This is a genomic window from Isoptericola sp. F-RaC21 (assembly GCF_038593535.1).
Taxonomy (GTDB): domain Bacteria; phylum Actinomycetota; class Actinomycetes; order Actinomycetales; family Cellulomonadaceae; genus Isoptericola.
Genome location: NZ_JBCFYX010000001.1, coordinates 374,240 through 388,228, shown reverse-complemented (window position 1 = coordinate 388,228; position 13,989 = coordinate 374,240). Strand labels below are relative to the sequence as shown.

At 74.6% G+C, this 13,989-nt stretch carries 14 protein-coding genes; 9 read left to right on the top strand and 5 right to left on the bottom strand.

All coding sequences use genetic code 11. From position 1 onward, the window contains the following. Positions 1–78 precede the first annotated feature (78 nt). Positions 79–426 carry a hypothetical protein gene (locus AAG589_RS01760; RefSeq protein ID WP_430565531.1) on the bottom strand — a complete coding sequence of 116 codons (348 nt, stop codon included), beginning with the start codon at positions 424–426 and terminating at the stop codon, positions 79–81. Positions 427–545: 119 nt separating this feature from the next. Here AAG589_RS01760 and AAG589_RS01755 point away from each other — a divergent pair, with 119 nt between their 5' ends. The 9 genes from AAG589_RS01755 (at position 546) to AAG589_RS01715 (ending at position 8,461) form a co-directional block, all read left to right on the top strand. Continuing rightward, positions 546–1,535 (top strand): metal ABC transporter solute-binding protein, Zn/Mn family, encoded by a 990-nt coding sequence (locus tag AAG589_RS01755; protein ID WP_430565530.1) that lies wholly within the window; start codon positions 546–548, stop codon positions 1,533–1,535. Then, positions 1,532–2,398 (top strand): metal ABC transporter ATP-binding protein, encoded by an 867-nt coding sequence (locus tag AAG589_RS01750; RefSeq protein ID WP_430565529.1) that lies wholly within the window; start codon positions 1,532–1,534, stop codon positions 2,396–2,398. The genes AAG589_RS01755 and AAG589_RS01750 overlap by 4 nt, the downstream gene beginning before the upstream one ends. Before the next feature lie 14 nt (positions 2,399–2,412). Next, positions 2,413–3,336 (top strand): metal ABC transporter permease, encoded by a 924-nt coding sequence (locus AAG589_RS01745; RefSeq protein WP_430566203.1) that lies wholly within the window; start codon positions 2,413–2,415, stop codon positions 3,334–3,336. A 41-nt stretch (positions 3,337–3,377) separates the two neighbouring features. After that, positions 3,378–3,770, top strand: a complete 393-nt coding sequence (locus AAG589_RS01740) for a Fur family transcriptional regulator (protein WP_430566202.1) — start codon at positions 3,378–3,380, stop codon at positions 3,768–3,770. Positions 3,771–3,803: 33 nt separating this feature from the next. Next, the gene (locus tag AAG589_RS01735; protein WP_430565528.1) at positions 3,804–4,358 is read left to right on the top strand and encodes a DedA family protein; all 555 of its coding nucleotides are present in this window, start codon (positions 3,804–3,806) and stop codon (positions 4,356–4,358) included. Next, positions 4,355–5,401, top strand: coding sequence for a FecCD family ABC transporter permease (locus tag AAG589_RS01730; RefSeq protein WP_430565527.1), 1,047 nt, complete (start codon positions 4,355–4,357; stop codon positions 5,399–5,401). The genes AAG589_RS01735 and AAG589_RS01730 overlap by 4 nt, the downstream gene beginning before the upstream one ends. Position 5,402: 1 nt before the next feature. Then, a complete protein-coding gene (locus AAG589_RS01725) occupies positions 5,403–6,467 on the top strand; it encodes a FecCD family ABC transporter permease (protein WP_430565526.1) in 1,065 nt (354 codons plus the stop codon). Beyond that, positions 6,464–7,342: an ABC transporter ATP-binding protein gene (locus tag AAG589_RS01720; RefSeq protein ID WP_430565525.1), complete on the top strand. Its 879-nt coding sequence runs from the start codon at positions 6,464–6,466 to the stop codon at positions 7,340–7,342. The genes AAG589_RS01725 and AAG589_RS01720 overlap by 4 nt, the downstream gene beginning before the upstream one ends. Positions 7,343–7,405: 63 nt before the next feature. After that, positions 7,406–8,461 carry an iron-siderophore ABC transporter substrate-binding protein gene (locus AAG589_RS01715; protein WP_430565524.1) on the top strand — a complete coding sequence of 352 codons (1,056 nt, stop codon included), beginning with the start codon at positions 7,406–7,408 and terminating at the stop codon, positions 8,459–8,461. Positions 8,462–8,559: 98 nt separating this feature from the next. On the opposite strand, the gene AAG589_RS01710 is transcribed toward AAG589_RS01715, so the two are convergent. From AAG589_RS01710 to AAG589_RS01695, 4 genes are all read right to left on the bottom strand, one after another. Further along, positions 8,560–9,357: an isoprenyl transferase gene (locus tag AAG589_RS01710; RefSeq protein WP_430565523.1), complete on the bottom strand. Its 798-nt coding sequence runs from the start codon at positions 9,355–9,357 to the stop codon at positions 8,560–8,562. A gap of 18 nt (positions 9,358–9,375) precedes the next feature. After that, on the bottom strand, positions 9,376–10,107 hold the full coding sequence (recO, locus tag AAG589_RS01705) for a DNA repair protein RecO (RefSeq protein ID WP_430565522.1): 732 nt from the start codon (positions 10,105–10,107) through the stop codon (positions 9,376–9,378). A 94-nt stretch (positions 10,108–10,201) separates the two neighbouring features. After that, a complete protein-coding gene (leuA, locus tag AAG589_RS01700) occupies positions 10,202–11,974 on the bottom strand; it encodes a 2-isopropylmalate synthase (RefSeq protein ID WP_430565521.1) in 1,773 nt (590 codons plus the stop codon). A 239-nt stretch (positions 11,975–12,213) separates the two neighbouring features. Then, on the bottom strand, positions 12,214–13,920 hold the full coding sequence (locus AAG589_RS01695) for a DUF7937 domain-containing protein (RefSeq protein WP_430565520.1): 1,707 nt from the start codon (positions 13,918–13,920) through the stop codon (positions 12,214–12,216). Positions 13,921–13,989 lie beyond the last annotated feature (69 nt).

The window sequence follows — 13,989 nt, the reverse complement described above, 5'->3', positions numbered from 1 at the left end:
CCCGACGTCGACCGGCTGCGGTGCCCCCAGCCTACCGGGGCGGCCGGCCGCCTCCCGGGCGGGCGCGACCCGACGCCCTCAGCCCTCCGCCTCGGCCGACGAGCGCGGCGGGACGCCCGGGCCGGCGACGACCATCCCCGCCGGCAGCCACCGCGTGCACTCGGCCACGAAACGCCCCGCGAGCACGCCGGGGTCCTGGGCCCACAGCTCCCGCGCCTCCACGACTCCGCACGTCATGAGCCCGAAGCCACGCAGCCGCTCGTCGGGTCCTGCGGCCGGTCCCGCCGCGAGCAGCAGGCCGCGGTCGTGCAGGTCGGCGACCGCGGCCAGGTGGGCGTCCTGGACCTGCACCTCCGCGTCCGCGGGCAGCGGCGCCCAGTCGTCCGGGCGCACCAGCCTGACCAGCACCAGCTCGTCGAACCGCATCGGCCCGTCCCCTCCCTGCGACGCCCGCCGGCCGCTCCCTCCTCCAGGGTAGGGAGGCTCGGCGGTGTCGACAGCCCCGCGAGTTGACAACCGTTCTCAACTTCCTGAGAATCGTTCTCATGCTTCGCCGACGCGCGGCCCTCGCCGCCCTGCCCGTCCTCGCCCTGCCCGCCGTGCTGGCGGGCTGCTCCACCGACGACGGCGCCGCCGACGGCACGCTCGAGGTGCTGGCCTCGTTCTACCCGCTGCAGTACGTGGCCGAGCAGGTGGGCGGCGACCTCGTCACCGTCTCGAACCTCACGCCGCCCGCGGCGGAGCCCCACGACCTCGAGCTCTCCCCCGCGCAGGTGCGCGAGATCGGCACGGCCGACCTCGTCGTCTACTCCTCCGGCTTCCAGGCGGCGGTCGACGAGGCCGTCGGGACGCAGTCGCCCGAGCACGTCGTGGACACCAGCGACGTCGTGTCGCTCGAGAAGCACCCGGGCACCCCCACGGACGAGGACGCGACGGCGGACGCCCTCGAGGGCGCGGACGAGCACGCCGACGAGGGCACGGACGACGGCCACGACCACGCAGAGGGCGCGATGGACCCCCACTTCTGGCTCGACCCGACGCGCGTGATCGACGTCGGCCACGCCGTCGCCGCGTCGCTCGGCGAGGCGGACCCGGAGCACGCCGCCACGTACGCCGAGAACGCCCGGGCCCTGGAGAAGTCGCTGAAGGACCTCGACGCCGACTACGCCGCCGGGCTGAAGGAGTGCGCGTCGCGCACGCTCGTCACGTCCCACGAGGCGTTCGGATACCTCGCGGAGCGCTACGACCTGGAGCAGGTGGGCATCGTAGGCCTCGACCCGGAGGCCGAGCCGTCCCCCGCGCGGCTGCGCGAGGTCGGTGCCATCGTCGAGGAGAACGACGTCAGCACCGTCTTCACCGAGACGCTGACCAGCCCGAAGGTCGCCGAGACCCTCGCGAAGGACATCGGCGTCACGACCGCCGTCCTCGACCCGCTCGAGGGCCTGTCGAAGGACGCGGCCGAGGCCGGCGACGACTACGTCTCGGTCATGCAGGACAACCTCGCCGCGCTCACCGAAGGGCTGCAGTGCTCATGACCACCCTCGCCACCGACTCCCCGAGCGGCGCGACCACGCCGCCCGACGACGCCGTCCCCGCGATCGAGGCCCGCGACGTGCACGTGCGCCTCGGCGCCAGCCCCGTCCTGCGCGGGGTGGACCTCACCGTCCGGCGCGGCGAGGTCGTCGCGCTGCTGGGCGCCAACGGCTCCGGCAAGTCCACGCTGGTGCGCACGCTCGTCGGCGTGCTGCCGGCCACGGCGGGCAGCGTGCACCTCTTCGGCCACGCGCTCGGCAACGCCGTGCCCTGGTCCCGCGTCGGCTACGTCCCCCAGCGCGTCAGCGCGGCCGCGGGCGTGCCGTCCACCGCCGCGGAGGTCGTCGCCTCCGGGCTGCTGCACGGCCGCCGCCTGCGGCTGCCGCGCGGCTGGCGCTCCCGGGTGCGCGAGGCGCTCGACCTGGTCGGCCTGGCCGACCGCGCCCGGTACGCCACCCATCAGCTCTCCGGCGGCCAGCAGCAGCGCGTGCTCATCGCCCGCGCCCTGGTGCGCAGGCCCGAGCTGCTCGTGCTCGACGAGCCCGTCGCGGGCGTCGACCGGCCGAGCCAGGAGGCGTTCGCCGCCACCATGACGCGGCTCGTGGCCGACGGCATGACGGTGCTCGTCGTGCTCCACGAGCTCGGCGAGCTCGCCCCGCTGGTGCAGCGGTGCGTCGTGCTGCGGCACGGCAAGGTCGTGCACGACGGCGCCCCGCCCGCCCCGCAGCCGGGCCACGGCGGCGAGGCCCACGAGCACGTGCACCCGCACGCGCACGGCCGCACCGTGCAGCGGCCCGAGGACGTGCGCCTGGCCGACGGCCCGTTCGAACGACCCGACGACACCGAGGACGAGGTGGCACCGTGAGCGGCCTGTGGGAGATGGTCACCGACCCGTTCATGCAGCGCGCGCTCGTCGCAGCCCTGCTGGTGGGCGTCAGCGCGCCCGTCGTCGGCACCTACCTGGTGCAGAAGCGCCTCGCCCTGCTGGGCGACGGGATCGGGCACGTCGCGCTCACGGGCGTCGCCCTCGGCTGGCTCGTCGGCGCCGCGATGGGCCTCGTGCCCGACGACGTCCTCGCCGTCCCCGGCGCGGTGGTCGCCGCCGTCGCCGGCTCGGTGCTCATCGAGGTGGTGCGCCGCCGCGGCCGCACGTCGGGCGACCTGGCGCTCGCCATCCTGTTCTACGGCGGCATCGCGGGCGGCGTGCTGCTCATCGGCCTGGCGGGCGGCTCGTCCGGCAGCCTCATGGCGTACCTCTTCGGCTCCATCTCGTCGGTGACCCTGTCCGACGTCTGGGTCACGGTGGCGCTGTGCGGGCTCATCCTGCTCATCGGCCTCGGGCTGCGCGCCGCGCTGTTCTCGGTGAGCCACGACGAGGAGTTCGCCGTCTCCTCCGGCCTGCCCGTGTGGGCGCTGAACATGGCGGTGGCGGTGCTGGCCGCGCTCACGGTGACGGTGGCGATGCGCGTCGTCGGGCTGCTGCTCGTCTCGGCGCTCATGATCGTGCCCGTGGCGATCGGCCAGCTCGTCACGCGGTCGTTCCGCCGCACGATGCTCGTCGGGTCGGTCGTCGGCGTCCTCGTGTGCGTCACCGGCCTGTCCATCACCTACTGGCACAACGTCTCGCCGGGCGCGCTCATCGTGGTGCTCGCGATCGCGGTCTACGTGGTCGTCGCGGCGCTGCACCCGCTGCTCGCCAGGCGCCGCGCGCCCGTCGACCCGCATCCCGACATCCCCGACGACGTCGCCGTCGCCCCGGCCGGCGCCGGGCGGGGAGCGCCTCAGGAGGAGTGCACGCCGTGAACGACACCACCCGGACCGCACGCACCGCCCCGCCGCCGCGGATGACGCGGCAGCGGGCGGCCGTCGCGGACGCCCTCGGCGACACCGACGAGTTCCGCAGCGCGCAGCAGCTGCACGAGCTCCTGCGCTCGCGCGGCGACGCCGTCGGCCTCGCCACCGTGTACCGGACGCTGCAGGCCCTGGCCGACGGCGGCGACGTGGACGTGCTGCGCAGCGAGGACGGCGAGAGCCTGTACCGCCGGTGCGCCCGGCGCGAGCACCACCACCACCTGGTCTGCCGGGCCTGCGGGCGCGCCGTCGAGATCGACGGCCCGACGGTCGAGCAGTGGGCGGCGGCCGTCGGCGCCGCGCACGGTTTCGCCGACATCGACCACACCGTCGAGCTGTGGGGCACGTGCGCCGCGTGCCGCGCGTCCGCCGACCGGTCGAATTAGGGCAGGCATACCTCAGTCGGGCACAATGATCCCGTGCAGCTGACCACGCCCGCGCTCGCCCGGGCCGCCGAGGAGTCCGGCGGCACCGGCGTGTTCACCATCGCCGGGGTGCCGTTCTGGGTGGTGTACGCGGCGGCGTTCGGCATCGTGCTGGTGCGCGCCCAGGCCACCTACTGGGCCGGCCGCGGCGTGGCCCGCGGCACGTCCCGCGGCCGGGTCGCCGACGCGCTGGCGAGCCCCGGCGCCGTGACCGTCATCGCGCGCGTGAACCGGTGGGGCCCGCCCGCGGTGACCCTGTCGTTCTTCACCGTCGGCGTGCAGACCCTCGTCAACCTCGCCGCGGGCTACCTGCGGATGCCCTTCGGCCGTTATCTCGTCGCGCTGCTCGCGGGCTGCGCCGTGTGGGCGGGCATCTGGACCACGGTCGGCACGGCGGCGGTCAACGCCGCGATCGCCGTGGGCCTGCGCCACCCGGTCACGCTCGTCGCCGTCGGCCTCGGCGCGGTCGCCCTGGTCTCGTGGGTGGTCTACCGCCTGACGCACCGCGCGGACCGCACCGCCGCCCCCGCGGCGGAGGACGCCGCATGAGCGCCACCACCGCCCCCGTGGCCCCGGCGGCACGCCCCGCGGCGGCCCTCGTCGCCCGGCGCGCCCGCGGCCGCCTGCTCGTGGTCCTGGCCGCCCTCGTCGTGCTCGCGCTGGTCGTCCTGGCGAGCCTCGCCCTGGGCGTGCGCGACATCGACGTCGCGACCGTCTGGCAGGCGCTCACCCACCCGATCGCCGGGAACGTCGACCACGACGTCGTGCGCGACCAGCGCGTGCCGCGCACGCTCATCGGCCTCGCCGCGGGCGCCGCCCTCGGCATCGCCGGCACCCTCGTCCAGGGCGTCACGCGCAACCCCATCGCCGACCCCGGCCTGCTCGGCCTCAACTCGGGGGCGTCGCTCGCCGTCGTGATCGCCGTGTCGCTGCTCGGCGTGGCCTCCCCGCTCGGGTTCGTCTGGTTCGCGTTCGCCGGCACCGCCGCCGCCGCGCTGCTCGTCTTCTCCATCGGCGCGGGGCAGCCCGTCAAGCTCGCGCTCGTCGGCGCCACGGTCACCGCGCTCATCACGCCCCTGATCACCCTGGTGCTGCTGCGCGACCCCGAGGCGTTCAACATGTACCGCTTCTGGGCCGTGGGCTCGCTCACCGGGCGGGGCACGGAGACCCTCGCGGTGCTGTGGCCGTTCGTCGCCGTCGGGGTCGTGCTCGCCGGGTTCCTGGCGCACCGGCTGTCCATGCTCGCGCTCGGCGACGACGTCGCCTCCGCGCTCGGCCAGCGCGTCGGGGTGACGCGCGGCCTCACGGCGCTCGCCGTCGTCCTGCTCGCCGGTACGGCGACCGCGCTGGCCGGGCCGATCGCCCTCGTCGGGCTCGCCGTCCCGCACGCCGCCCGCCGCCTCGTCGGCACGGACTACCGGTGGATCGTGCCCCTGACCGCCGTCCTCGGCCCCGTGATGCTGCTGGGCGCCGACGTCATCGGTCGCCTCGTGCTGCCGCACTCCGAGCTCGAGGCCGGCGTCGTGGCCGCCGCGATCGGCGCCCCCGTCCTCGTCGCCGTGGCCCGCGGCAAGACCGTGGCGGGGGTGTGACATGACCGCCGACCTCGCCGCCCGCCCGGACGCGCCGGGATCCCCCGCCGACCCCGTCGCCGTCCTGCGGCACCGCCGACGTCGCCGGCTCGCCCTCGTGGTCGCCGTGCTCGCGGTCCTGCTCGTGGCGTGCGCGACGCTCGCCCTCACCCTCGGCGAGGCCTCGCTCGCCCCCGGCCGCGCCCTGGCGGCGCTGTTCGGGTTCGGGTCGGACGCCGACGTGTTCGTCGTGCACCGGCTGCGGCTGCCGCGCATCGAGACGGCGGTGCTCGCGGGGGCGTCGTTCGGGCTCGCGGGCGCCATGTTCCAGACCACGCTGCGCAACCCGCTGGCCAGCCCGGACATCCTCGGCATCGCCAGCGGCGCCAGCCTCGGGGCCGTCACCGCCATGCTCGTGCTCGGGCTCACCGGGCTGGCCGTGTCGGGGGCGGCGTTCGCCGGCGCGCTGCTCGTCGCCCTCGCGATCTGGGTGTTCGCGTGGCGCCAGGGCCTGCACTCGATCCGGTTCGTGCTGGTCGGCGTCGGCTTCGCCTACCTGTGCTCGTCGTTGCTGGCGTGGCTGCTGGCCAGCGTCGAGATCCGCGCCGCGCAGTCCGCGCTGGTCTGGACGGTCGGCAGCGTGGCCGACGTCCGCGGCGGCGACCTCGTGACGTTCGCCGCGTCCGCCCTCGTCCTCGGCGCCGGGATCGCCGTCGTCTCGCGGTGGCAGGGCCCGCTCGCCCTGGGCGACGACAACGCGCGCGCCCTCGGCGTCCCCGTGGACGCCGCGCGGGTCACGTCCCTGCTCCTGGCCGTCGGCCTGGTGGGCGTGGCGACGTCGTTCGTCGGCCCGCTCGCCTTCGTCGCGCTCGTCGCGCCGGCGATCGCCCGCCGCCTCCTGTCCGACGGCGGCCCGGCGCTCGGCGTCTCCGTGCTGACCGGCGCGCTCCTGGTGCTCGCCGCGGACGTCGTGGCCCAGCACCTCCTGTTTGGCCTCGAGGCGCCCACCGGCATCGTGACCGGCCTCATCGGCGCCCCCTACCTGCTGTGGCTCCTGGCCACCGACCGAAGGAAGAGACTCGCATGACCGACGTGCACCGGCCCGCCCCGGCGCCCGCGCGTCCCGACGCGACCCCCGGCTCGCCCCGCGAGGCGGCGCCGGACGTCACGCTGCGCGCCCACGGCGTGAGCCTGGGCTACGACGGCCACCGCGTGATCGACGGGCTCGACCTCGAGCTCCCCGCCGGCCGGGTGACGGCGATCGTCGGCCCCAACGCCTGCGGCAAGTCGACGCTGCTGCGCGGCCTGGCGCGCCTGCACCCCCTCGACGAGGGCCGCGTCACGCTGGGCGGCGAGGACGTGGGCGCCCTGTCGCGCAAGGAGCTGGCGAAGCGGGTCGGCGTGCTGCCGCAGTCGTCGATCGCGCCCGACGGCGTCCGCGTCGCGGAGCTGGTGGCCCGCGGTCGCTACCCCCACCAGGGGTGGTTCGGCCGGCACAGCTCCACCGACGACGGCGCGGTGCTGCGGGCCCTCGAGGCCACCGGCGTCGCCGACCTCGCGGACCGGCCCGTGGCCGAGCTGTCCGGCGGGCAGCGCCAGCGCGTGTGGATCGCGATGGTGCTGGCGCAGGAGACCGACATCGTGCTCCTCGACGAGCCCACCACGTACCTCGACCTCGCCCACCAGGTCGACCTGCTCGACCTGCTCACCGAGCTGAACCGGACCCGCGGCACGACCGTCGTCATGGTGCTGCACGAGCTCAACCTCGCCGCCCGGTACGCCGACCACCTCGTCGTGATGAGCGCCGGGCAGGTCGTGGCCGAGGGGCGACCGGGCGACGTCCTCACCGCCGCGTCGGTGCACGCGGCGTTCGGCCTGCGGGCCCAGGTCGTGCCGGACCCGGTGTCGGGCACACCGCTCGTCGTGCCCCTCGGACGGTCGCACACCGACGGTGGAAGATAGGTTAGGCTCGCCTCACCTACCGTTCCTCTCGCGCCGTCCGCGCGAGCACACCGAGGAGAACTCGTGCGTCTTCGCCGTCCTCTCGCCGCCGCGGCCGCCGTCGCGGCCACCGCCGCCCTGACCCTCGCCGGCTGCTCCGGCGGCTCGTCCGACGACGAGGGCCCGGCCGCCACGGGCAACGTGCAGTCCGAGCCCACCGACGAGTTCCCGGTCACCATCGAGCACGCGCTCGGTGAGACGGTGGTCGAGAAGGCTCCGCAGCGGGTCGCCACCTGGGGCTGGGGCTCCACCGAGGCCGCCATCGCCGCGGGCGTCTACCCCGTCGCCGTCGCGGAGCAGGTCTTCACCGTCGGCGAGGACGCGCTGCTGCCCTGGGTCGAGGACGCCTACGACGAGGCAGGCGTGGACAAGCCCGCCATCCTGTCCGACCCGGACGGCGGCTCCACGGTGCCGTACGAGGAGTTCGTCGAGGCGGAGCCCGACCTCATCGTGGCGCCCTACTCGGGGATCACCGAGGAGCAATACGACGTGCTCAGCGACATCGCCCCGGTCGTCGCCTACCCGGACGCCCCGTGGACCACCACCTGGCAGGACACGATCACGCTCACGGCCCAGGCGCTCGGCCGGTCCGCGGCCGGCGACAAGGTGCTGGCCGACATCGACGACTTCGTCGCGAAGAAGGCCGACGAGCACCCCGAGTTCGCCGGCAAGACGTTCGCCGCCATCGTTGACGACCCGACCAAGGGCATCGTGTCGGTCTACACGCCGGCGGACCCGCGCACCACGTTCCTCGAGGGTCTGGGCGTGAAGAACGCCCCGGCGGTCTCGGACCTCGACACGTCGAAGGGCGGCTTCTACTACGACCTGTCCTACGAGGAGCTCGACAAGCTCGACTCCGACTTCGTCGTCGCCTACGCGTACAGCGACGAGGCCGCCAAGGCCTTCGACGAGAACAAGGACCTGCAGGCCATCCCGGCGGTCAAGGCCGGGAAGGTCGTGAAGGTCGTCGGGCCGCCCGAGGTGTCGGCCGTGTCGCCGCCCACCGCGCTGTCCGTCTACTGGGAGGACGGCTTCCCCACCCTCGTCGACTCGATGGCGAAGGTCCTCAACGCTGGTTGAGCCTGTCGAAACCCCCGGCACCCCACCCGCTGGTTGAGCCTGTCGTTCCCCTCAACGGGTTTCGACAGGCTCAACCAGCGTGTCCCGTCTCGGCAGGCTCAGCCGGCGTCGGGGGTGTCGACGGCGCCGCCGTAGCGGCGGTCGCGGCGGGCGAACTCCTCCACGGCGCGCCAGAGGTGCCGCCGGTCGACGTCGGGCCACGGCTCGGGCAGGAAGACCATCTCCGCGTACGCGGCCTGCCAGATCATGAAGTTCGAGGTGCGCTGCTCCCCCGACGACCGCAGGAACAGGTCGACGTCCGGCAGGTCGGGCTCGTCGAGGTACTGCTGGACCGTCTTCTCGGTGACGCGCGCCGGGTTCAGCCTCCCCGCGGCGGCGTCGCGCGCGATGGCGGCCGCCGCGTCGGCGATCTCGGCACGACCGCCGTAGTTCACGCACATCGTCAGGGTGCAGCGGTCGTTCTCCTTGGTCATCTCCTCGGCGACCTGCAGCTCCTTGATCACGGAGCCCCACAGCCGCGGCCGCCGGCCGGCCCAGCGGATGCGCACGCCCCACGAGGACATCTCGTCGCGGCGGCGGCGGATGACGTCACGGTTGAAGTTCATGAGGAACTTCACCTCGTCCGGCGACCGCTTCCAGTTCTCCGTGCTGAACGCGTACGCGGAGACGTGCTTGACGCCGATCTGCACCGCTCCGGCCACGACGTCGAGCAGGGACTTCTCCCCCTGCTTGTGCCCCTCCACGCGCGGCAGCCCCCGGGCGTTGGCCCAGCGGCCGTTGCCGTCCATGACGATCGCCACGTGGTTCGGCACGAACTGCGCCGGGATGTTCGGCGGCGTCGCGCCCGACGGGTGCGGGTAGGGCTCGGCGTACTGGGCGTCGGACGAACGGGGCATCGGGTCTCTTTCTCGGATTCAGGCGCGCTCGATCATGCGCAACGAGCGCAGCGTGCGCTCCAGGTAGTACTGGGAGTAGGCGGCGACCAGGCCCGAGGCCTCGGTGCGGTGGCGCGGGTCGGAGGCGTCCGCCGTCTCCCAGTCGCCGCCGAGCAGCGCGCCCAGCAGCGCGAACGTCTCCGGCGCGGGCGCCGTCGACCCCGGCGGCCGGCAGCGGGAGCACACCGCGCCGCCCTGACCCACCGAGAACGCGTGGTGCGGGCCGGGCTCGCCGCAGCGGGCGCACTCGGTGAACGACGGCGCCCACCCGGCGACCGCGAGCCCGCGCAGCAGGTACGAGTCGAGCACCAAGCCGGGCGCGTGCGCCCGCTCCGCCAGCGCCCGCAGCGCGCCGGCGAGCAGCCAGTACTGCTGCACCGCCGGCTCGTGCTCCGCGGCGACCAGGCGGTCGGCGGCCTCGAGCATCGCCGCGCCGGACGTGTACAGCCCGTAGTCCTCGCAGATCGCGCGGGCGTACGGGCCCACCGTCTCCACCTGGGTCACGGTGTCGAGGTTGCGCCCGGTGTGCAGCTGGACGTCCACCACCATGAACGGCTCCAGGCGGGCCCCGAACCGCGACGACGTGCGCCGCACGCCGCGACCGACCCCGCGCACCTTGCCGTGCTCGCGGGTGAGGAACGTGACGATGCGGTCGGCCTCGCCCAGCTTGTGGGTGCGCAGCACGATCGCGTCGTCTCGGTAGAGGGGCACGGCCCTATTCTCTCAGCCCCCACCCACATGTTTCCGCCGGTCGAGCCGGTCGGGACCATCGCGAGGTCTCCACCGGCTCGACCGACGAGAGCCGTCAGGCGCGGGCGGCCCGGTTCACGGCGGACACGATCGCCTTGAGGGACGCGCCCGTGATGGACGGGTCGATGCCCACCCCCCACAGCACGCCGTCGCCCACCTGGCACTCGACGTACGCGGCGGCGGTGGCGTCGCCGCCCTCGGACAGCGCGTGCTCCGCGTAGTCCAGCACCCGCACGTCCACGCCGACCTTGGAGATCGCGTCGACGAACGCGGCGAGCGGGCCGTTGCCGACGCCCTCCAGCGTGTGCTCCACGCCCTGGTCGAGCACGTCCACGGCCAGCGCCGTGGCGCCGCCCTCGGCCGCCGTCGTGCGGGTCTCGCGCAGGCGCAGGCGGCCCCACGGCTCCAGGCCGCGCGAGTCGCCGGCCTCGACCGGCAGGTACTCGTCGCTGAAGATCCGCCAGATGTCGGAGCCCGTGACCTCGCTGCCCGCGGCGTCGGTGTACCGCTGCACGACGCCGGAGAACTCGATCTGCAGGCGGCGCGGCAGGTCCAGGGAGTGCTCGGTGGACAGCAGGTACGCGATGCCGCCCTTGCCGGACTGCGAGTTCACGCGGATGACGGCCTCGTACGACCGCCCCACGTCCTTCGGGTCGATCGGCAGGTACGGCACGCCCCAGGTGAGCTCGTCGACCGGCTTGCCCTCCGCCTCCGCGCGGGCGCCCATGTGCTCGAAGCCCTTCTTGATGGCGTCCTGGTGCGAGCCGGAGAACGCGGTGAAGACCAGGTCGCCCACGTACGGGTGCCGCTCGTGGACGGGGATCTGGTTGCAGTGCTCCACCGTGCGGCGGATGCCGTCGATGTCGGAGAAGTCGATCTGCGGGTCGATCCCCTGCCCGAACAGGTTCATCCCCAGCGTCACCAGGTCGACGTTGCCGGTGCGCTCGCCGTTGCCGAACAGGCAGCCCTCGATGCGGTCCGCGCCGGCCTGGTAGCCGAGCTCGGCGGCGGCGACGGCGGTGCCACGGTCGTTGTGCGGGTGCAGGGACAGCACCACGTGCTCGCGGTACGCCAGGTTCCGGTTCATCCACTCGATCGAGTCGGCGTAGACGTTCGGGGTGGCCATCTCGACCGTGGCCGGCAGGTTGACGATCACCGGGCGCTCGGCCGTGGGCTCGAGCACCTCCAGCACCTCGTTGCAGATGCGGGCGGCGAACTCCAGCTCGGTGCCGGTGTACGACTCGGGCGAGTACTCGTAGTAGACGGTCGTCTCGGGGATGGTCTCCTCGAGCTTGCGGCACAGCCGCGCGCCCTGCAGGGCGATGTCGACGATGCCGTCCATGTCGCTGCGGAAGACGACCTCGCGCTGCAGGATCGACGTCGAGTTGTAGATGTGCACGATCGCCTGCTTGGCGCCGCGGATGGCGTCGTAGGTGCGCTCGATGAGGTGGTCGCGGCACTGGGTGAGCACCTGGATGACCACGTCGTCGGGGATCCGACCGGTGTCGATGAGCTGCCGCACAAAGTCGAAGTCCGTCTGCGACGCGGACGGGAACCCGACCTCGATCTCCTTGTAGCCCATCTGGACCAGCAGGTCGAACATCCGCAGCTTGCGCTCGGCGTCCATCGGCTCGATCAGGGCCTGGTTGCCGTCACGGAGGTCGACCGCGCACCAGCGCGGCGCCTGGGTGATGCGCTTGTCGGGCCACGTGCGGTCCGGCAGGTCGACGGTGATCTGCTCGTGGAACGGGACGTAGCGGGTGTACGGCATCCCGGAGGGGCGCTGCGGGTTGGCGCCGGCGATGCCCTGAGGGTGGTGGTTCTGCATGGTGTCGCGTCCTTCGGTGGGGGCTCGGTGACCCACGTCCCGGATGGGGTCGTCGGTCATGACCAGTCGGCCGGCGCGCCACAACCTCCGCGACGGGAGTCCGGCCTAGAGGGCCCCGCCGCGGCACCGAAGGAGAAGGACCACCGTGCGCTGCACGCTGCCACCGTACACCTTCGTCAGGGCGTCGCCTGGAGCGTCCAGGATCTGGCCGGACGCCCGCCTTGCCGCAGCGTATTGACCTAGCGCCGGGAGCGCAGCGCGGCGTCCACGGCGGGGTCGCCGAGGGCACCGAGCCAGTCCAGGAGCGCCGGGTAGGTCGAGGGGTTCGCGGCCACGTAGGACCGCAGGTGCGGTGCCTCCGCGGAGATACGAGCGAGGTCGGCGAGCGGCGTCGACGGGTCCATCGCCTGGGCCACCGTCCAGCCCGGCGCCGCCGCGGCCGGCGCCTCCCGCACCGGCGGCAGCACCTGCGTGGAGTCGGGAGCCTGCGCGACGCGCACCGGCTCCATCTGCTGGGTGGCGTCGAGCGGTCGGGCCGCCGGCCGGGCCGCGGCGGGCGCGGCCTGGGGCGCCGTGCGCGCGGGAGCCTCGACGGGCGTGGCCGCCGGGGTCGCAGCCTGCGGCGCGACCGGCTCCGCTGCCGGAAGGGCGCCGGTCCCGGGGGACGACGAACCGTCGGACGAGGAGACGTCAGCCTGCGCAGGCTCGGACGGCGCGGTCGTCCCGGCGTCGTCCGCCGCGGGCTCGGACGCTTCGGGCGCCCCCGGAGCCGACGCCACGAGCGCACGCACCGACGGCGGCACGAGCAGCACGGCGAGGGCGATGGCCGGCAGCCCGAAGGCCACCAGCAGCTCCTCCACGTTCGACTGGGTGCCGAGGCCGGCGCGCGCGACGACCATCACCAGGCCGAGCACCACGATCACGCACGAGGCGCCGACGGCCGCGGCGTGCCCGGCGCGCGGGTCGCGCGCGAGGGAACGCCGCGCGGCGACCGCGACACCGACCATCAGCACGCCGACGACGAGGCGCAGCACGCGTCCCACGCTCACGCCGTCGGCCACGATCAGCAGCAGCGCCACGAGCGCGACGAACGCCGCGACCAGCGCGACGAGCCCCAGGGCCCGCAGCGCGACCGCCACCCAGCGCGCGGCGCGGACGTCGTCGGTCTCGCCGGCGGTGGCCGCGGCGTCGTCGACGATGCGGCGCGCCGTGACGGCGGCGACCACCGGCAGGAGCAGCAGGCCGAGGCGCTGCTCGTGCACGCTCTCGAACCACGGGTCCACGTTGCCGCCCGCGAAGAGGACGAGCTCGAGCGCGACGGCGCCGCCGAGGGCGAGCAGCACGTACCCCGCGGCGAGGTCGCCGGAGCGCAGGTAGGTGCCGACCGTGAACCACAGCACGCCCAGCACCACGAGGGCGTTGAGGACGCCGATCACCGGCCCGGCCCAGGGCGCGCCCTGGACGAGCGCCGCGACCGGGGCGGCCAGCGTGCCGACCGCGACCACGCCCGCCACGACGGCGGGCGTGTGCACCCACCGGGGCGCGGCCGCGAGCGCGGCGCCCGCGAGACCGACCGCGAGACCGGCGCCGACGCCGCCCGCCGCGTCCGCGGGGGCGAAGGCGTCCAGCACCAGGTAGACGACGGCGACCACCACGTACGGCACGCAGGCGAGCGCCACGGTGCGGCGCGACGACAGCACGTCCCACGACGACGGGCCGACGCCGCCGCGCCGCAGGTAGGGGGCCGCGAGCGCGAGCAGCGCGAGCACGGTGACGAGCACGATCTCGAGCCGGTCGCTGCCGCGGTGGGCGTGGTCCCACGGGAGCGGGAGCGCGACGAGCAGCGCGAACGCGGCCACCACGTCACGCACGAGCTCGCGGACCGCCACCCCACCGAACGGCGAGCGCTCCTGCTCGGGGGCGTCGAGGGTGTCGGGGTCGGTCATGCGTGCGTCTCCAGGGCTGGGATCCGAAGGGGGCCGGGGCACGGTGCCCCCGCACCCGTTTCTACCCGA

Coding starts and splice junctions, on each gene's coding strand:
- AAG589_RS01725 (WP_430565526.1), top strand. CDS start 5,403: ATGACCGCCGACCTCGCCGCCCGCCCGGACGCGCCGGGATCCCCCGCC.
- leuA (WP_430565521.1), bottom strand. CDS start 11,974: ATGCAGAACCACCACCCTCAGGGCATCGCCGGCGCCAACCCGCAGCGC.
- AAG589_RS01710 (WP_430565523.1), bottom strand. CDS start 9,357: ATGCCCCGTTCGTCCGACGCCCAGTACGCCGAGCCCTACCCGCACCCG.
- AAG589_RS01755 (WP_430565530.1), top strand. CDS start 546: ATGCTTCGCCGACGCGCGGCCCTCGCCGCCCTGCCCGTCCTCGCCCTG.
- AAG589_RS01745 (WP_430566203.1), top strand. CDS start 2,413: ATGGTCACCGACCCGTTCATGCAGCGCGCGCTCGTCGCAGCCCTGCTG.
- AAG589_RS01750 (WP_430565529.1), top strand. CDS start 1,532: ATGACCACCCTCGCCACCGACTCCCCGAGCGGCGCGACCACGCCGCCC.
- AAG589_RS01695 (WP_430565520.1), bottom strand. CDS start 13,920: ATGACCGACCCCGACACCCTCGACGCCCCCGAGCAGGAGCGCTCGCCG.
- AAG589_RS01760 (WP_430565531.1), bottom strand. CDS start 426: ATGCGGTTCGACGAGCTGGTGCTGGTCAGGCTGGTGCGCCCGGACGAC.
- AAG589_RS01730 (WP_430565527.1), top strand. CDS start 4,355: ATGAGCGCCACCACCGCCCCCGTGGCCCCGGCGGCACGCCCCGCGGCG.
- AAG589_RS01740 (WP_430566202.1), top strand. CDS start 3,378: ATGACGCGGCAGCGGGCGGCCGTCGCGGACGCCCTCGGCGACACCGAC.
- AAG589_RS01720 (WP_430565525.1), top strand. CDS start 6,464: ATGACCGACGTGCACCGGCCCGCCCCGGCGCCCGCGCGTCCCGACGCG.